General features: G+C 42.8%; 14 protein-coding genes and 6 tRNA genes. 15 read left to right on the plus strand and 5 right to left on the minus strand.

The features are described from left to right. Positions 1 to 178: 178 nt before the first annotated feature. The 4 genes from ABWP91_RS14470 to nagE all read right to left on the minus strand — a co-directional run bounded on the left by ABWP91_RS14470 (position 179) and on the right by nagE (position 4032). Positions 179 to 433: a colicin E3-like toxin immunity protein gene (locus tag ABWP91_RS14470; RefSeq protein WP_353243830.1), complete on the minus strand. Its 255-nt coding sequence runs from the start codon at positions 431 to 433 to the stop codon at positions 179 to 181. Positions 434 to 443: 10 nt separating this feature from the next. Further along, on the minus strand, positions 444 to 971 hold the full coding sequence (locus ABWP91_RS19835; RefSeq protein WP_502935815.1) for a colicin E3/pyocin S6 family cytotoxin: 528 nt from the start codon (positions 969 to 971) through the stop codon (positions 444 to 446). Further along, positions 950 to 1801: a hypothetical protein gene (locus ABWP91_RS14480; protein ID WP_353243831.1), complete on the minus strand. Its 852-nt coding sequence runs from the start codon at positions 1799 to 1801 to the stop codon at positions 950 to 952. The genes ABWP91_RS19835 and ABWP91_RS14480 overlap by 22 nt, the downstream gene beginning before the upstream one ends. 203 nt (positions 1802 to 2004) lie before the next feature. Then, positions 2005 to 4032: an N-acetylglucosamine-specific PTS transporter subunit IIBC gene (gene nagE, locus ABWP91_RS14485; RefSeq protein WP_353243832.1), complete on the minus strand. Its 2028-nt coding sequence runs from the start codon at positions 4030 to 4032 to the stop codon at positions 2005 to 2007. 416 nt (positions 4033 to 4448) lie between these two features. Here nagE and nagB point away from each other — a divergent pair, with 416 nt between their 5' ends. The 10 genes from nagB to ABWP91_RS14535 all read left to right on the plus strand — a co-directional run bounded on the left by nagB (position 4449) and on the right by ABWP91_RS14535 (position 10599). Beyond that, positions 4449 to 5252, plus strand: coding sequence for a glucosamine-6-phosphate deaminase (nagB, locus tag ABWP91_RS14490; protein ID WP_353243833.1), 804 nt, complete (start codon positions 4449 to 4451; stop codon positions 5250 to 5252). Positions 5253 to 5328: 76 nt separating this feature from the next. After that, entirely contained in the window at positions 5329 to 6498 is a 1170-nt protein-coding gene (nagA, locus tag ABWP91_RS14495; RefSeq protein WP_353243834.1) for an N-acetylglucosamine-6-phosphate deacetylase, read from the plus strand. A gap of 3 nt (positions 6499 to 6501) precedes the next feature. Next, positions 6502 to 7725 carry a DNA-binding transcriptional regulator NagC gene (nagC, locus tag ABWP91_RS14500; RefSeq protein WP_353243835.1) on the plus strand — a complete coding sequence of 408 codons (1224 nt, stop codon included), beginning with the start codon at positions 6502 to 6504 and terminating at the stop codon, positions 7723 to 7725. 390 nt (positions 7726 to 8115) lie between these two features. Continuing rightward, a tRNA-Met gene (locus tag ABWP91_RS14505) sits at positions 8116 to 8192 on the plus strand. Positions 8193 to 8199: 7 nt separating this feature from the next. Next, positions 8200 to 8284 (plus strand) — tRNA-Leu (locus ABWP91_RS14510). Between the two features lie 31 nt (positions 8285 to 8315). Then, a tRNA-Gln gene (locus tag ABWP91_RS14515) sits at positions 8316 to 8390 on the plus strand. A gap of 31 nt (positions 8391 to 8421) precedes the next feature. Beyond that, a tRNA-Gln gene (locus tag ABWP91_RS14520) sits at positions 8422 to 8496 on the plus strand. 49 nt (positions 8497 to 8545) lie between these two features. Next, positions 8546 to 8622 (plus strand) — tRNA-Met (locus ABWP91_RS14525). A 13-nt stretch (positions 8623 to 8635) separates the two neighbouring features. Beyond that, positions 8636 to 8710: transfer RNA gene (locus ABWP91_RS14530), tRNA-Gln, on the plus strand. Positions 8711 to 9243: 533 nt separating this feature from the next. Beyond that, positions 9244 to 10599 carry a dicarboxylate/amino acid:cation symporter gene (locus tag ABWP91_RS14535; RefSeq protein WP_353243836.1) on the plus strand — a complete coding sequence of 452 codons (1356 nt, stop codon included), beginning with the start codon at positions 9244 to 9246 and terminating at the stop codon, positions 10597 to 10599. 65 nt (positions 10600 to 10664) lie between these two features. Here ABWP91_RS14535 and ubiF read toward each other — a convergent pair whose 3' ends face one another. Then, on the minus strand, positions 10665 to 11852 hold the full coding sequence (gene ubiF, locus ABWP91_RS14540) for a 3-demethoxyubiquinol 3-hydroxylase (RefSeq protein ID WP_353243837.1): 1188 nt from the start codon (positions 11850 to 11852) through the stop codon (positions 10665 to 10667). 568 nt (positions 11853 to 12420) lie between these two features. On the opposite strand from ubiF, the gene miaB reads away from it, so the two are divergent. From miaB to lnt, 5 genes are all read left to right on the plus strand, one after another. Next, complete coding sequence (miaB, locus tag ABWP91_RS14545; RefSeq protein WP_353243838.1) at positions 12421 to 13851, plus strand: tRNA (N6-isopentenyl adenosine(37)-C2)-methylthiotransferase MiaB; 1431 nt, start codon at positions 12421 to 12423, stop codon at positions 13849 to 13851. 93 nt (positions 13852 to 13944) lie between these two features. Beyond that, positions 13945 to 14943 (plus strand): PhoH family protein, encoded by a 999-nt coding sequence (locus ABWP91_RS14550; protein ID WP_490736570.1) that lies wholly within the window; start codon positions 13945 to 13947, stop codon positions 14941 to 14943. After that, positions 14944 to 15411, plus strand: a complete 468-nt coding sequence (gene ybeY / locus ABWP91_RS14555) for an rRNA maturation RNase YbeY (protein ID WP_353243840.1) — start codon at positions 14944 to 14946, stop codon at positions 15409 to 15411. A 383-nt stretch (positions 15412 to 15794) separates the two neighbouring features. Then, entirely contained in the window at positions 15795 to 16679 is an 885-nt protein-coding gene (corC, locus tag ABWP91_RS14560; RefSeq protein ID WP_219249496.1) for a CNNM family magnesium/cobalt transport protein CorC, read from the plus strand. After that, positions 16679 to 18211: an apolipoprotein N-acyltransferase gene (gene lnt, locus ABWP91_RS14565; protein ID WP_353243841.1), complete on the plus strand. Its 1533-nt coding sequence runs from the start codon at positions 16679 to 16681 to the stop codon at positions 18209 to 18211. Before corC ends, lnt begins: the two co-directional genes overlap by 1 nt. The last annotated feature ends 37 nt before the right edge of the window (positions 18212 to 18248 follow it).

Consider the following 18248-nt stretch of genomic DNA (forward strand, 5'->3'; position numbering starts at 1 on the left):
AAAATTCCTCATCAGTCATTGAGAAAATATCTTATCGATGCGTAAGCCGCCTTGCTTATGCAGATTTGACAACCTGCTTTGAGATTTCGCCAAATGTTATTAATAAGTGCAACTTGGTGGGGGAAAATAAAGGAAGCTTAGCCCCCTTTATTTAACATCATTCAAATGTGAATAATCACTACCATTCGTCTCGATAATCGAATGAAACTTGGTAATCATATTTACTACATTCAATTTTATGTTCTATATGATTTTGAAGATTAGAGACCCAGTCAGAAACCACATCAAAACTACCATTATTAATAATATTTTCTTCAGGGTTTACCGTTTCCTCTATAATGCGACCATCATCGCCTAGATCAAGAGAATACTCTTCATCAACATATTCTTCTGTTTGTTTATCAAACCAAACTAGATGAATTTTTAATCCCATTATTTTCTCCTTATAGATATTTTTTTATATTACGTTTAGGGTCTGCTGGCTTCAATTGTTTACCTGTATAAGGGTCAAATGCACCAATATGCTGACCATCACTTCCTCTGTAACCTTCAAGTTCTCCATGCTGAGAGTCCCATTCATATATTTTACGTTTTTTATCACCAAACCAACGTCTACGCTTCCCACCACCACCTTGTTTAGGTGTCTTATCTTTACCTCTTTCTAAATCACCTAATCCTTTAATTTCTTCTGTTTTAGGAGCAGGGTGGTATTCATGTCCTTCTTCTTTAATACCTTTTCTTTTATCCTCTTCTCCTTTACCTTTATTTTTCTTACCACCTTTGTTTGCTGCAATATAAATTGGTTTGATGCCTAAATTCTCGGAAAAAACAATAATAAAAGGAGATTGTGAGTGAGAACTTGAATTTATAACGGAAGTTGGAAAAGAGGGTGAACTAATCGGGATGCCCGAAGAACGAGTGATATCATATATTTCACCAGGTAACGACTTCAATCTCTTAGGGTTAGGCAAGGGAGTACCAGTGAAATCTCCGGTTTGCCTATTTGTATATATCTATCTTTTTGTTCATTAGGTAGGGAGTAACTAAAAAGCCCTTTTTGCTCCGTGGGGATCGCCTCTATAACACGTGTCTTGACTGGTAAATGTGTTGGGGTTAACTCAATAATTTTTTGCCCATGACTTATACGCTCAGTGGGAACCGCATAAGTTTCAACAACGCCTTTGTTACGGCCCACCGCCCTTAATATTCGTTCTTCTGGTATTCTTAATTGCTCCCCAACAGGTGTTCTTGCTGTATTCGTATTCTTTGTTAAATAATTAAAGTCATGCTTTGAAAAACCATGCAATGTATCTAGCCCAGGGGCACCCGCTGGTGGCGAATATGTTAGTAACCCAACACCTAGTCCGACAGAACGTCCAATAACAGCACCTAGAGGGTCGCTGTTAGAAAGCGGTGTGACACCGAGTTTAAACGTTGAGACTGGTGCAGTATGACCGGTTATTAGAGGAGAAGGTTTTAAGGTTGATAAAGAAGTATTTAACGCTGAAGCCAGTGTCGGGGGAATTTTTACTATTTGATTATCAATAAATTTATATCTTAGGCTTTCTGTTACTAACTCATATATTTTGATTTTTCTTTTAAAATTATCTCTCAGTATAGGTAACATTTGTTCAAATGTTTTTAGATATATTTTTCGCGCTTCTAAAAAATTACCTCGCCTAAATGCATCCATCATCTGTTTAGCGCGCTTATCATGTGTTAGAAAAGGGCAATCTTGCTCCCCACATCTAGGGCAAAGATTACACTTCAATATGTTCATAATTTCATCATATTGCTGCATAGATATTCCTTATCAAAAGAATGTGTTGTCCCAAACACAGCCCACAAAGCTAACAATTAATTATGTTTTCTCTATGCGCTAAACTCAATTGATAGTGATTATCATTATTTGTTATACCCTATATGATTATCTTCTCCTTATTTAATCCCATAAAAAAGGGTGGCCTAAGCCACCCTATTACTCACTTATAATATTAAACTAAATTATTTCAGTACATTATAAATAACGGTTTCGCCGGCTTTCACTTCACCGTCAACTAAAATTTCGACACCTGCGAAATCATCGATATTACTGATGATAACTGGGCTGATCATCGATTTAGCATTGGCTTCAAGGAAATCTAAGTCTAATTTCAAGATTGGTGTACCCGCAGTGACTTCTGCACCTTCTTCCACTAAACGCGCACAACCTTCGCCTTTCAGCGCAACGGTATCGATACCCATATGAACAATGAGCTCTACGCCGTTTTCAGTTTCAAGGCAGAATGCGTGGTTAGTTTCGAAAATCTTAACGACTGTACCTGATGCAGGGGCTAACACTTCACTGCTGGTTGGTTTGATGGCAATACCATCGCCCACAATGCGGCTAGAGAACGCTTCATCAGGCACATCATCGAGGGAATAGACTTGTCCGCTGACTGGCGCAACGAGGGATAAAATTGCATTGCCTTTTGCTTTCGCTGGCTCTGCTGCTTTTTTCTCTTCTGCGGCGGCAACAGGTGCAGTACCTGCAATTGGACCTTTTGCAATCACTTCCGTCATCGCTTTAGCAACCAATTCAGCACGGGTTCCCACAATCACTTGCACGTTTTGTTTGTTCAGGCGAATAACCCCTGAAGCACCAAGGCGTTTCGTCATTGCATCGTTAACAATCGCCGTGTCTTTTACCGTTAAACGTAAACGAGTGATACACGCATCGATATTGACGATATTATCGCTACCGCCTACCGCAGAGACATACTGACGTGCCTCTTTTTGGATATCGCTATCCGTCGTATTGGCAGGGCTGAGGCTTTCATCGTAACCATCAATGGTTTCATCATCTGAGCTTTCTTCACGGCCTGGGGTTAACAGGTTGAATTTGCGGATCATGAAACGGAAGATCACATAGTAAATACAGAAGAAGACTAAGCCTTGAACAATCAGCATGTACCATTGAACAGCTAATGGGTTGCGTGATTGCAGCAGCATATCCACTAAACCTGCGCTGAAGCCGAAGCCCGAAATCCACTCCATTGTTGCAGCGATATACACAGAAATACCAGTCAACAGTGCGTGAATAACGTACAGGATTGGCGCCACGAACATGAATGAGAACTCAAGCGGTTCAGTGATACCGGTGAAGAATGCAGCAAATGCACCCGCAATCATGATACCCGCCACTTTGGCTTTATTTTCAGGGCGTGCACAGTGGTAAATAGCTAGTGCTGCACCCGGTAGGCCAAACATCATAATTGGGAAGAAACCAGCTTGGTAACGACCTGTGATACCTACCGTTGCCAAACCTGCTTCGATAGATTTAGCTCCACCAAGGAAGTTTGGAATATCGTTAATACCCGCAACGTCAAACCAGAACACCGAGTTAAGTGCATGGTGCAAGCCAACAGGAATTAACAAGCGGTTAAAGAATGCGTAGATACCCGCACCGACAGAACCTAAATCTTTAATGCTTTCACCGAAAGACACTAAACCGTTATATACCACCGGCCAGACATACATCAGTACGAAGGCTAAGATGATCATCAAGAATGAGGTTAAAATCGGAACAAGGCGACGGCCACTAAAGAATGACAACGCTTTTGGCAATTCAACACCACTGTAGCGGTTGTATAATTCAGCAGACAGTACCCCAACTAAGATACCCACGAACTGGTTATTAATTTTTCCGAATGCCGCTGGAACAGTTTCCAGAGGCACATTCATAATCATGGAATAAGATGCAGGAGAACACAGTGTTGTCACCACTAAGAAGCCGACAAAACCGGTCAGTGCCGCAGCACCATCCTTATCTTTAGACATCCCATATGCAACACCAATTGCAAATAGTACGGACATATTTTCAATAATTGCCGCACCGGATTTAATTAGTAACGCCGCGATTGCACTATTAGCGCCCCAACCATCTGGGTCAATCCAATAGCCAATCCCCATTAGGATTGCTGCGGCTGGTAGTACAGCAACTGGCACCATAAGTGCCCTACCAATCCGCTGTAAGTAGCTAAGAATATTCACAAACTCCCCCTTTATCGCCCTATTTTTTGCCCCATTTACGGGATCTTCTTGTTCACACACCTAAATCATAATTTAGGTTATTGAGAGTATCAATTTCATAGTCTAAATTAATTGTTTCGCGATGCAAAATAAATAGGTGCGATTTGTGATAAATGTCAACGAAAGAGTTCATGATCTGACTAAATTAGTAGCTATTATTGAAAACTTATTTTATGATTAAAAATAACTTATTTAAGCCATTAACCTGTATATTCTCAGCGCGTTTAAATGCAGGTGCGGCCGCTAGACGGCACTGTATACCAACACCAACGCGTAATAAATTTGTAGTATAACGAGTATTCCTATATCTAATGTATAACATCAGGGATACACATATATATGAAAGATTTCACAGACTTATTAGAGGTAATTGAAACATGAGGCTAATCCCATTAAACAATGCGCATGATGTCGGCACTTGGTCCGCGCAATATATCGCCGATAAAATCAACGCATTCAACCCAACCGCTGAGCGCCCTTTTGTTCTCGGTTTACCGACAGGTGGCACACCTCTTGCAACCTATAAAGCGCTGATTGCTTTATATCAAGCGGGTAAAGTGAGCTTTAAACATGTGGTGACGTTTAATATGGATGAATACATTGGCATTCCCGCTAATCATCCACAAAGCTACCATACCTTTATGCATGATAATTTCTTTAGCCACATTGATATCCAAGCTGAAAATATCAACCTGCTCAATGGTAATGCCCCAGATGTTGATGCGGAATGTCAACGTTATGAAGATAAAATTAAATCTTACGGCAAAATCAATTTGTTTATGGGCGGCGTAGGAAATGATGGCCATATTGCGTTCAATGAACCGGGTTCATCATTAAATTCTCGTACCCGTATTAAGACGTTAACGCCAGAAACGCGCCAAGCAAACTCACGCTTCTTTGATAATGATATCAACCAAGTGCCAAAATTTGCGTTAACGGTAGGTGTCGCCACACTCATGGATGCAGAAGAATTAATGGTGTTAGCGACAGGTGCGAATAAAGCCAATGCGGTTCACGCTGCGGTAGAAGGTTCCATCAACCATTTGTGGACAGTAAGCTGTGTACAAATGCACCCGAAAGCACTGATTGTGTGTGATGAACCCGCAACGCTCGAATTAAAAGTCAAAACCCTCAAATATTTCAAACAGCTAGAATCTGAAATTATTGAGAAGTTTAACTAAGATTATATTTATCAATCACCCGACTGGCGACGGCTAGTCGGTGACCCATTTTTCCAGAGGTCAGGAGTTTAAAACCATGTATGCACTAACTCATTGCATTATTTATACAGGTCATGAAAGACTGGATAACCATGCTGTCATCGTTGATGGTGAAATCATCAAAGAGGTTTGCCCTGTCTCTGAACTACCTGCAAATATTCCACAACACGATTTGCAAGGCGCAATTCTCTCTGCTGGTTTTATTGATCTGCAAGTTAACGGCTGCGGCGGTGTTCAATTCAATGACAATAAAGAAAATGTCACATTGAAAAATTTAGACATCATGCAAAAAGCCAATGAGCGCACAGGTTGCACTAGCTACCTACCAACGCTGATCACTTGCTCTGATGACCTGATGAAACATGGCATTGACGTCATGACTGAATATTTAAAAGATCACAAAAACCAAGCCATTGGCCTACATTTAGAAGGTCCTTATATTAATGTGATCAAAAAAGGGACTCATAACCCTGAATTTATTCGCCAGCCTTCAGCTCAAATGATTGATTATTTGGCCTCCCACGCCGATGCCATCACAAAAGTCACCTTAGCGCCTGAAATGGTCGACCTCGATTATATTCGCCAGTTAAAAGCAGCGGGTATTGTGATTTCTGCTGGGCATTCAAATGCAACCTATGAAGAAGCGAAACTTGGCTTTAAAGCAGGTATCCGTTTCTCAACGCACCTTTTCAATGCGATGCCATACATTTCAGGCCGCGGCCCAGGTTTAGTTGGCGCCATTTATGATACGCCAGAAGTGTATGCAGGTATTATTGCCGACGGCTTACATGTTCAATGGGCTAACATTCGAAACAGTAAGCACCTGAAAGGTGATAAATTAATTTTAGTGACGGATGCAACAGCACCCGCAGGAATTGATCCTCAAACTGGTGAAATGGATCATTTTATCTTCGCAGGTAAAACCATATACTATCGTGATGGATTATGTGTTGATGAAAATGGCACACTCAGCGGTTCGTCACTGACGATGATTGAAGCAGTCAGAAACAGCGTAGAACATGTCGGTATCGCATTGGATGAAACACTTAGAATGGCAACGCTCTATCCAGCAAGAGCCATCGGAGTTGATGAAACTTTAGGGTCAATTGCTCCGGGTAAAATTGCGAATTTGACCGCATTTAACCACGACTTCACTATTCTCGCGACTTACGTAAACGGAAAGGAAGTCTACAAAATGAGTAACTAGCTAATGAATCAAAGCCACTCGCTAAAGCAAATTGGTAATATTGACCTCGTCAAACAACTCAATAGTGCTGTCGTCTATAGCTTGATAGACCAACAAGGTCCGATATCAAGAATTCAAATAGCGGAGCAAAGCCAGCTTGCCCCAGCCAGTGTCACGAAGATCACTCGCCAGCTACTTGAGCGCGGTTTAATTAAAGAAGTTGACCAGCAGGCCTCCACAGGGGGCCGCCGCGCTATCTCCATTGTTTCTGAACACAAAAACTTCCACACCATTGGTGTCCGTTTAGGCCGCTATGATGCCACTATCGCATTGTACGACTTAGGCGGAAAAATGATTGTGGATGGTCACTACCCTATCTCTGAGCCTTCTCAAGAGGCCGTCGAACAGAAATTGATTGCTGCCCTCGAGGATTTTATCGAGCAAAATCAGCGTCGTATCAAAGAACTGATTGCTATTTCAATTATCCTCCCCGGTTTGGTCAACCCAAATCGGGGCATAATTTTCTATATGCCCCACATCAAAGTGGATAATTGGCACCTGATTGATAACCTGCAAGCGCATTTTAATATCACCTGCTATGTTGGGCACGATATTCGCAGTCTCGCACTTGCTGAGAGCTATTTTGGCGCTACGCGGGATTGTGAAGACTCTTTATTAGTGCGTATTCACCGAGGCGCTGGAGCAGGCCTTGTTATCAATAAAGAGATATTGCTAAACCGTCGTGGCAATTTAGGGGAGATCGGCCACATCCAAGTCGACCCCCTTGGTGAACTGTGCCACTGCGGTAATTTTGGCTGTTTAGAAACCATTGCCTCAAACCAAGCCATTGAAGCACGCGTTAAACAGCGCTTAGAACAAGGCTATTCAAGCACGCTGACCGCAGAAACTTGCACAATTTCATCTATTTGCCAAGCCGCAAACAAAAACGATCCATTAGCCACCGAGGTTATTCAGCACGTTGGCCGGCAAATAGGTAAAGCGGTTGCAATTACCATTAACTTGTTCAACCCAGAAAAAGTCGTCATTGCAGGGGATATTACCGAGGCTGAGCAAATTTTACTGCCCGCTATCCAAAGCTGTATTGATACTCAAGCACTCAAAGGCTTCCGTGAGAACTTACCGATTGTTACCTCGCAATTAGTCCATAATTCAGCCATTGGCGCATTTGCCTTAACCAAACGCGCAATGCTTAATGGTGAATTACTGCAAAAGCTGTTTGATAATTAATTTCCGCCTCCTCAATGAATAAATAAAAGCAGGTTTCGGCCTGCTTTTTTGCTTTGAGAGACCCAATATCAAAAAATACGCTTGCCCTTCACCATGGCATTGTACAATTTAAAATCTATTTGTATTTTCTCAAATTATTTCAGCTTCTCTTAAAAGCAAATTTCGCAAAACACCGTTATTTCTCCCTACTATTTTTTGAACAGACAAACTGTGAAAATCAGGTTTTTTTCAAATCAAGGGTTGTTTTTTGCTGACTTTATCGACAAAATGATTATTCAACAAACAAACAGACGCATTTTCTGAAAAATAGTGCAAAAAGCTGTTGACTGTAGGGTCTGTAATTAGCATAATGCGCCCCGCAACGCCGATGAAGGTTAAGCAAAAAAAGATGGCTATGTAGCTCAGCTGGTTAGAGCACAACACTCATAATGTTGGGGTCACAGGTTCGAATCCCGTCATAGCCACCATTTATTTGCGGGAGTGGCGAAATTGGTAGACGCACCAGATTTAGGTTCTGGCGCCGCAAGGTGTGCAAGTTCAAGTCTTGTCTCCCGCACCATTTTCCTTCTCGGTAGTATTGAATTTAAGATTGGGGTATCGCCAAGCGGTAAGGCACCAGGTTTTGATCCTGGCATCCCCAGGTTCGAATCCTGGTACCCCAGCCATCTTAAATCATCAATAGTAGAATTTCCCGGATGGGGTATCGCCAAGCGGTAAGGCACCAGGTTTTGATCCTGGCATTCCCAGGTTCGAATCCTGGTACCCCAGCCATCTACTATCCCTCCTTGTTGCAAAAATCACGATTAAAGAAATAGACGATGGCTATGTAGCTCAGTTGGTTAGAGCACAACACTCATAATGTTGGGGTCACAGGTTCGAATCCCGTCGTAGCTACCATTTCTTTTGTTGTTGGGGTATCGCCAAGCGGTAAGGCACCAGGTTTTGATCCTGGCATCCCCAGGTTCGAATCCTGGTACCCCAGCCATTCCTCTGCTTCCATTCTTTTCTCTCTAATACAATCTCTTTTCAATTCATTTATTTTGATTATTACTTTTATTGATAAATTAAACCAAGTTTAAAAAATTAGGTAATAAATCCATATTTCTTACTGAAAACCAATTTTTTGCGTCGCTATTTGCATGTTTATGCACTTTTTCAGTGGAGATGTACTCTTTTTTCATGTTTTTTACTTTATTAAATCCCGCGGATACTAATTAACCAGTAGCTTAATCGTTTTAAATGTTAACTAAGCAACATTTCGCCCATAAAATTTACTTTTGCATAACTTTTCTATTAAATCTGTGACTTTAATCATTTCTATTTAACTGTTGAAAGTGGTAACCTGCGCTCGAATTGTAGTTAGGTATGATTGGTGGCTAAATAGTTTTATACACTTAAGTCACCAGAAAACTCACTCCCATCTTCCATTCCATTAATTAGTTCTCAAAAACTCAAATAAAAGTTTTAAACCTAATAATTATAAATTGCCAAAGCGCAACATTTTTACAGAGAAAATTTATGCGAAACATGATAAAGCAACCAATATATAAAATCTTATATGTTCAGGTCATCGTAGCCATCGCCTTAGGTATCGCGCTAGGCCACTTTTTCCCAGACATCGGAGAATCATTAAAACCACTTGGTGATGCATTCATCAAAATCGTTAAAATGATTATCGCGCCTGTTATCTTCTTAACCGTAGTAACGGGTATTTCAGGCATGTCAAACATGAAGGCTGTAGGTAGCGTTGCGGGTAAATCAATGCTCTACTTCATCACCTTCTCAACTGTCGCACTCATCATTGGTCTCATCGTAGCGAACGTCATTCGCCCAGGTGATGGCTTAAATATTGACCCTGCAACCCTCGACAGTACTAAAGTTGCGGGTTACGTTGCCAAAGCACACGAATCGTCAATTGTTGGCTTCTTGATGAATATCATCCCTGATACCGTCATTAGCCCATTGGTAAACGGTAACATTCTTCAAGTTCTATTCATTGCCGTAATTTTCGGATTAGCATTAGCAGCAACAGGCAAGCACGGCGAGCCAATTGTTAAGTTACTGCAAAACTTCTCTGAGCCAGTGTTCAAAATGGTTGCGATGCTAATGAAACTCGCGCCAATCGGGGCATTTGGTGCAATGGCATTTACCATTGGTAAATATGGGATTTCATCTATCGGTAACTTAATGATGCTGATAATGACGTTCTACATTACCTCTTTACTCTTCGTATTACTGGTATTAGGTGCCGTCGCAAAATATAACGGCTTTTCAATCATTCAATTGATTAAATACATCAAAGACGAACTCTGGTTAGTTTTAGGTACCTCTTCTTCTGAAGCGGCACTGCCAAGCTTAATGAGAAAAATGGAGCACGCTGGGTGTGAAAAATCCGTTGTGGGCTTAGTTATCCCAACAGGTTATTCATTCAATCTTGATGGTACCAACATCTATATGACCATGGCAGCGCTGTTTATCGCACAAGCTACCAATATTGAGCTCACTATTTGGGAACAAGTTTCCTTACTGCTCGTTGCCATGATCAGCTCTAAAGGTGCTGCGGGTGTCACAGGTGCAGGCTTCATTACCCTAGCCGCAACACTGATGGTTGTGCCAAGCATTCCTGTTGCAGGTATGGCCTTGATTCTGGGGATTGACCGCTTTATGTCAGAGTGCCGTGCATTAACTAACTTAGTCGGTAATGCTTGTGCGTGTATCGTAGTTGCTCGTTGGGAAAAAGAGTTAGATACCGAGAAACTGGCTCATGCATTCTCAGCCAAAAATGAAACATTAGATTCAGTACTGACTGAAGACGACAGCATCACTAATGATGCGCCAAACGTTCAGCCTGTTGATTTAGCAAATAATAAATAATCTGCCAGATTGATAAAAACAAATAGGCCGCTAATCAGCGGCCTATTTTATGGTCAACAGTAAATTTATAACCCTAGCGCATACTTAAGCGCGAGCTTTTTCGCTTCACCAGCCCTTTGAGCTGCCATCAAACCAAGGTTTCTAAACATTTTTAATCCCGGTAGATTTTCACTAAATGCCATATAGAATACATCCATCCCCGCTTGCATCACTAAATTATCTGGCAAACGGCGACGCTGGTAGCGTTTTAAAACATCCACTGAATACCAAGGTTGCAAATATTCACGTGCATAGCTCACCACATTCAGTAAGCTCTCTACATCACGGTAGCCTAAATTAACCCCTTGCCCTGCTAACGGGTTGATTGTATGCGCCGCATCGCCAATCAACGCTAAGCCATCCATCACATAGCGGTTAGCATGATGACGCGTTAAGGGGAATGCCCCTGATGCAATGGCAGTCACCTTACCCAAACGCTCAGGAAACGCTTCAGAAATCGCACCAGTGAGTTGTTCCATAGACATACTTTGTAAGCGCCTGATCTTTGCAGGGCTGTCATACCAGACCAATGAGGCCCAATTATCGTATAACGGCAAAAATGCACGTGGGCCTGATGGAAAAAATTGCTGCCATGTTTTGTCTTGCTGAGGTTGTTCGGTTTGGATGGTAATCAACATGCAAGATTGGCGATACTGCCAACCGCGGCTACCGATCCCTGCCATTTTGCGCACTTGGGAGTTTGCGCCATCTGCACCCACAACCAATTTAGCCTCTAACAGGCGGTTATCATCAAGTTCTAATCGCCACTCTTTTTGGTTTTTGGGCTGATATAAATTCACCAGTTTTGCGGGGCAAACGAGTTCTAAGTTGCTGTATTTTTCGCATTCCTGCCACAAAGCGAGCTGTAACACTCTGTTTTCAACCATAAAACCGAGCTCAGGTAAACCTAAGCTTTGGGCATCGAACACTACATTGCTTTCAGGCTCTTCCCATGTTTCCAACTGACGATATGGCACACTGCGCATAGCTTCAACATGCTGCCATGCACCAAGTTGCTTTAATAATTCGACGGATGCACGGCTAATCGCCGAAATGCGAACGTCTGGGGTACTGTGTGGCTCAAATGGTGTCGGTTGTGCCTTTTCAAGCAAAGCCACCCTCATCCCTTCTTGGGCAAAGCCCAATGCCGCCGCTGCGCCTGTCATCCCCGCGCCGACTACGACAACATCATAAGATTCGATTTGTTTATTCATCACATTGGCCACTATTTACGAATTGATTGCCGTATTGTACCGAAAATTTATTGCCCTCGCAGACAATATCTCCACTTGAACTCTAGGGGCTGTTTATCTTTGCTGCTGATTTTTACCGCTAAAAAAGGTCAAAAAACAATTAACACATTGAATAAACGTGTTAATCAAGCTGACTGACTATTATTTGCGTTAACTATTGTACTTAAACGCTGCCCTGCGGGTTCGATTAAAGCGCGTTTCACTCATTTGATGCTGCGTTGAGAGGCTCTTGCCTTGCCTAAAATGGCTTTAATTCGAATAAAAATTGACCATCAAAGATAAACACCCCCTAGTCACTGAAGCCCCAAATGAATACAATACGTCCTAATTTTTAAAACAATAGGCAAATTGCCTGCCCTTAAATTTCGTGAAGTGATATTATTTCTCGCTATCTTTGCATTTATCTCATCATACAATGATGTCCTTAATCAAAATGCAAACGAGTTCCCAAAAGAGGGTAGGACTTTGGATTTACAACGCGTTTCGGGGTCCATTACACTAGCCGCTTCGAAAACACCGGATATACGACATGTCGACGAATAAAAAGTTATACATTAAAACGTGGGGCTGCCAAATGAATGAGTATGACTCATCCAAAATGGTCTCTTTATTAGAAAGCACCCACGGTTATCAGCTAACTGAAGTTGCTGAAGAAGCAGATTTACTCCTGCTTAACACCTGCTCGATTCGGGAAAAAGCCCAAGAAAAAGTCTTCCACCAGCTTGGTCGTTGGAAGTTTTTTAAAGATAAAAACCCTGACATCATTATTGGTGTCGGTGGCTGCGTGGCATCCCAAGAAGGGGATTTTATTCGCCAGCGTGCGCCGAGTGTTGACATTGTTTTTGGTCCACAGACACTGCACCGCCTGCCTGAAATGATCAACCAAGTACAAGGTACTCGCAGCCCTGTTATTGATATCAGCTTCCCTGAAATTGAGAAGTTTGACCGCCTACCAGAGCCGCGAGCTGAAGGCCCAACCGCATTCGTTTCCATTATGGAAGGCTGTAATAAATACTGTACTTTCTGCGTGGTGCCTTATACCCGCGGTGAAGAGGTTAGCCGCCCTTGCGACGATATCTTATTTGAAATCGCACAATTAGCCGCACAAGGCGTACGTGAGGTTAACTTGCTGGGTCAGAACGTTAACGCTTATCGCGGTGCTACGTTTGACGGTGAAATTTGCTCGTTCGCAGAATTACTGCGTTTAGTCGCCGCTATTGATGGTATCGACCGTGTTCGCTTTACCACTAGCCACCCAATTGAATTTACTGACGATATCATCGAAGTTTATCGTGATACACCTGAGTTAGTCAGCTTCTTGCACCTGCCAGTGCAAAGTGGTTCTGACCGCGTTCTCACAATGATGAAACGTGCTCATACCGCACTCGAATATAAATCCATTATTCGCAAACTGCGCGAAGCACGTCCGGGTATTCTGATCAGTTCTGACTTTATTGTTGGTTTCCCTGGTGAAACGACCGATGATTTTGAAAGAACCATGAAACTGATTGCAGACGTAAATTTTGACATGAGCTACAGCTTTGTCTATTCCGCACGTCCTGGTACACCAGCGGCAGATTTACCTGACGATGTCACTGAAGATGAGAAAAAACAGCGTCTATACTTACTGCAACAGCGTATTAATCAGCAGGCATTGAGCTTCAGCCGCCAAATGGTGGGCACCGTTCAACGTATTTTAGTTGAAGGGACATCCCGTAAAAACGTGATGGAGCTTTCTGGGCGTACCGAAAATAACCGCGTGGTGAACTTTGAAGGCACACCAGATATGATCGGTAAATTTGTGGATGTTGAAATTGTGGATGTCTATACCAACTCATTGCGCGGTAAAGTCATTCGTACAGAAGATCAAATGGGTCTTCGCGTTCATGAATCGCCAGCGTCTGTTATTGCACGTACCCGTAAAGAAGATGAGCTAGGTGTTGGTAGCTTTCAACCCTAAGCCACAACCATAGGATATTCAGTGACCGAGACAAAAAATTTGCAAATCGCAACACAAGAAATCTTTCTAGAACCCGCAGATAACCAGCGTTTAATGAGCCTCTGCGGGCCATTTGACGATAATATCAAGCAGCTAGAACGCCGCCTTGCTATCGAAATTAATCGCCGTGATAACCGCTTTAAGTTATCGGGTAAGCCGCTGAATGTTCAAGCGGCAAGCAAAATTTTGCGTCAACTGTATGTCGATACCGCGCCTGTGCGCGGTGTTATTCCTGATATCGACCCTGAAAATATTCACTTAGCCATTTTGGATAGTCGCGTTTTAGAGCAGTCCGCCGAAAGCGTTCCAGACTACGGCAAAGCGGTGAATATCAAAACCAAACGTGGCGTGATAAAGCCTCGCACACCAAACCAAGCGCAATACATTGCCAATATTTTGGATCATGATATTACGTTTGGTATTGGTCCTGCGGGAACGGGGAAAACCTACTTAGCAGTCGCCGCGGCGGTTGATGCCTTAGAGCGCCAAGAAGTTCGCCGCATTCTGCTTACGCGCCCAGCGGTTGAAGCTGGTGAAAAGCTCGGTTTCTTACCCGGGGATTTAAGCCAGAAAGTCGACCCGTATTTACGCCCGCTTTATGATGCCCTGTTTGAAATGTTAGGCTTTGAAAAGGTTGAAAAACTGATTGAGCGCAACGTTATTGAAGTCGCCCCGCTGGCGTATATGCGCGGTCGGACATTAAATGACGCGTTTATTATTTTAGATGAAAGCCAAAACACCACCATCGAACAGATGAAAATGTTTTTGACGCGGATTGGGTTTAACTCCAAAGCGGTTGTCACAGGTGATATCACCCAAGTCGACTTACCGCGCGGCAGTAAATCAGGCCTGCGTCACGCTATTGAAGTGCTGTCTGGCGTAGATGATTTAAGCTTTAATTTCTTCCACAGTGAAGACGTGGTTCGCCACCCTGTCGTTGCCAAGGTTGTTATGGCCTACGAAGCGTGGGAAGAGCAAGATAGCAAGCGTCGCCAACAATTACGTGAAGAAAAAGAACAGCAAAAAGAGCTGGAAAAGCAGGAAAACCAATAAATGAGTGACATCATTCTCGATTTACAAATTGCGTGTGAAAACCCTGAAGGTTTGCCTTCTGAAGCACTTTTTGAGCGCTGGTTAGCCGCTGTATTACCTAAATTTCAAGCACAAAGTGAAGTGACAATTCGTATTGTGGACGAAGCGGAAAGCCACCATTTAAACCTGACTTATCGCGGAAAAGATAAACCAACCAATGTGTTATCTTTTCCTTTTGAAGCGCCACCTGAAATTGAACTTCCCCTGCTCGGTGACTTAATTATTTGTCGCCAAGTGGTTGAACAAGAAGCCATTGAACAACAAAAAAGTGCCGAAGAACATTGGGCACATATGGTGGTTCACGGCTGCTTGCATTTATTAGGTTATGACCATATTGAAGATGATGAAGCCGAGGAAATGGAAGGTTTAGAAACGGAAATCTTGGCAGAATTGGGTTATGAAGACCCCTATCTTGCGGAAAAAGAGTGACCTAACTATAATTTTTTTAGGTATCTTTGACGAAGAAAGCATTATTTTACAAAAAACTGACGGTAATTTTGCAGATAAACCGTCAGTTTTATGCTAAAAAAGAATGAAGTAAGCTGTTTTTATTAACTAACCAACGCTCTAAATACTTTATGTGCTCACTTTTTGTTTAACGAAATAGCACAAACCAGCCAACAACGCTGCGGTTCGATATGTGATGAGTAACGACTATTCAATACTCTAAATAATTCGGATTGCAGCTAGGCGGCCAGCGAGGATATCCGATGAGCATACACAAGTATGTGATTCGGGTAGCCGAGTGCAGCCAACAACGCTGCGGTTCGAAGTATGACGAGTATTTTTTGAGGAAAAAAAAATTAACCGCCATGAGCGACGATAACTCTTCGAGTAGCGATAACCCTGGTCCTAAGAAAGGGTTCTTTGCACTGTTAAATCACCTTTTCCATGGTGAACCTAAAAATCGTGATGATTTAGTCGAATTAATCCGCGACTCTGAGCAAAACGATTTAATCGATCCTGATACCCGTGAAATGCTTGAAGGGGTTATGGATATCGCGGATCAGCGCGTGCGCGACATTATGATCCCGCGTTCCCAAATTGTTACCTTAAAACGTAACCAAACGCTTGATGAGTGCTTGGATGTCATTATTGACTCTGCTCACTCGCGCTTCCCTGTTATCAGCGAAGATAAAGACCACATTGAAGGGCTGTTGATGGCTAAAGATTTACTGCCATTTATGCGTACAGATGCTGAGCCTTTTAGTATCGACAAAGTCTTGCGCCAAGCGGTTGTTGTCCCTGAAAGTAAACGAGTAGACCGATTACTCAAAGAGTTCCGTTCCCAACGCTACCATATGGCTATCGTTATCGATGAGTTTGGTGGTGTTTCTGGTCTTGTGACCATTGAAGATATTTTAGAGTTGATTGTGGGTGAAATTGAAGACGAATATGACGATCAAGACGACGTCGATGTTCGCCAGTTGAGCCGTCATTCCTATTCTGTCCGCGCACTAACGCAGATTGAAGATTTCAATGACGCTTTCAATACCCATTTTAGTGATGACGAAGTGGATACCGTTGGTGGGTTGGTCATGCAAGCCTTTGGTCATTTGCCTTCCCGCGGAGAAACCATCACAATAGATAATTATCAGTTTAAAGTTGCTATGGCAGACAGTCGTCGGATTCTTCTGCTCCATGTGAAAATTCCAGACGATGCGCCAGTTCCTACTTTGGAAGAAGAACAGACTTAATGAACTCAACGTCTATGTATCAAAGTCAGTGGTTGCGGTTACTGCTGGCTTTATTATTCGGAGCCAGTGGAACACTGGCTTTTTCGCCTTTTGACATCTGGCCTGCCGCACTTCTCTCAATTCTATTTCTCCAGCTTCTCACCTTAGAACGCAATGCAAAGCAATCTTTTGCTGTTGGTTTTGCGTGGGGGCTTGGCCTGTTTGGCAGTGGCGTCAATTGGGTTTATGTCAGCATCGCTGATTTTGGTGGAATGCCGGGGCCTGTCAACGTCTTTATTGTTATTTTATTAGCCGCTTACCTTTCCCTTTATACTGGCCTATTTGGCAGTTTATTGGCCAAACTTGCCCCTAAAGCCAATATTTGGCGTTTAGTTTTTGTCGCCCCTGCTCTATGGCAAGTCACTGAATTTCTGCGTGGTTGGGTATTAACTGGCTTCCCATGGCTACAATTTGGTTATAGCCAAATTGATGGGCCGATGAAAGCCCTCGCCCCTGTATTTGGGGTAGAAATGATCACATTGCTGTTATTTAGCATCAGTGGTCTGTTAGTACTCGCTATCCTACGCCGTAGCTTTATCGCGCTCGCTGTGGCTGCTGTCTTAATCTTTGCTCCATTAATTGCCAAAAATGTTCAATGGTTTACCCCCCTTGAAGACAAAAAAATGGAAGTGGCACTAGTGCAAGGCAATATTCCCCAATCGATGAAATGGGAAGCCAGCTTTTTACAAAAAACTAAAGACACCTATATGGCGCTCTCTCGCCCTTATATTGGCAAAGCGTCTTTGATTATTTGGCCTGAATCAGCGGTGCCTTCCGTTGAACTCGACAACCAAACGTGGCTAAAATCCCTCGACCAATTATTAGCCGAGTCAAACACCCAGCTAATTACAGGTATTGTGGATGCACGCCCGATGGATGGTGAATATACTTTCTATAATACAATCATTGTATTAGGAGATAAAAAACCGTATTTATATCCATCTAAAAACCGTTATAACAAACACCATTTAGTACCATTTGGTGAATATGTGCCTTTAGAAGATTTACTGCGCCCTATCGCCCCATTCTTTAACTTGCCAATGTCAGGCTTTAGCCGTGGCGATTATGAACAAGCGCAATTAGCAGTAGGTAATATTCATCTAACGGCGGCTATTTGTTATGAGATTATTTTAGGTACGCAGGTCAGGGATAACTTTAAACCTGATAGCGACTACTTACTTACTGTTTCAAATGACGCGTGGTTTGGAAAATCCATAGGCCCTTGGCAGCACTTCCAGATGGCGAGGATGCGTTCTCTGGAATTGGGTCGCCCTCTGTTACGCTCAACCAATAATGGTATTACTGCGGTGATCAGTGCAGATGGTTCTATTCAGGATATGCTTCCACAATTCAAAACCGCCACTCTTGCCACAGAAGTAACGCCAACGACAGGGTTAACCCCTTATGCACGTTGGAGCAATTACCCAATGTGGGGAACGGTTATTGTGTTTGGTGTGCTTGGTTTTGCGATGAACCGACGCCGTAAGCGCTAAATCATCAATCAGCCTCAATAGTAAATAAATATCTATT

Origin of the sequence: Providencia sp. (genome assembly GCF_040396775.1) — a bacterium.
GTDB lineage: Bacteria > Pseudomonadota > Gammaproteobacteria > Enterobacterales > Enterobacteriaceae > Providencia.

Bases quoted from the DNA above. Each gene is read 5' to 3' on its own strand.
- lnt (WP_353243841.1), top strand. From the start codon at position 16,679: ATGAACTCAACGTCTATGTATCAAAGTCAGTGGTTGCGGTTACTGCTG.
- ubiF (WP_353243837.1), bottom strand. From the start codon at position 11,852: ATGAATAAACAAATCGAATCTTATGATGTTGTCGTAGTCGGCGCGGGG.
- corC (WP_219249496.1), top strand. From the start codon at position 15,795: ATGAGCGACGATAACTCTTCGAGTAGCGATAACCCTGGTCCTAAGAAA.
- ybeY (WP_353243840.1), top strand. From the start codon at position 14,944: ATGAGTGACATCATTCTCGATTTACAAATTGCGTGTGAAAACCCTGAA.
- nagA (WP_353243834.1), top strand. From the start codon at position 5,329: ATGTATGCACTAACTCATTGCATTATTTATACAGGTCATGAAAGACTG.
- ABWP91_RS14480 (WP_353243831.1), bottom strand. From the start codon at position 1,801: ATGCAGCAATATGATGAAATTATGAACATATTGAAGTGTAATCTTTGC.
- nagB (WP_353243833.1), top strand. From the start codon at position 4,449: ATGAGGCTAATCCCATTAAACAATGCGCATGATGTCGGCACTTGGTCC.
- ABWP91_RS14470 (WP_353243830.1), bottom strand. From the start codon at position 433: ATGGGATTAAAAATTCATCTAGTTTGGTTTGATAAACAAACAGAAGAA.
- ABWP91_RS14550 (WP_490736570.1), top strand. From the start codon at position 13,945: ATGAGCCTCTGCGGGCCATTTGACGATAATATCAAGCAGCTAGAACGC.
- miaB (WP_353243838.1), top strand. From the start codon at position 12,421: ATGTCGACGAATAAAAAGTTATACATTAAAACGTGGGGCTGCCAAATG.
- ABWP91_RS14535 (WP_353243836.1), top strand. From the start codon at position 9,244: ATGCGAAACATGATAAAGCAACCAATATATAAAATCTTATATGTTCAG.
- nagC (WP_353243835.1), top strand. From the start codon at position 6,502: ATGAATCAAAGCCACTCGCTAAAGCAAATTGGTAATATTGACCTCGTC.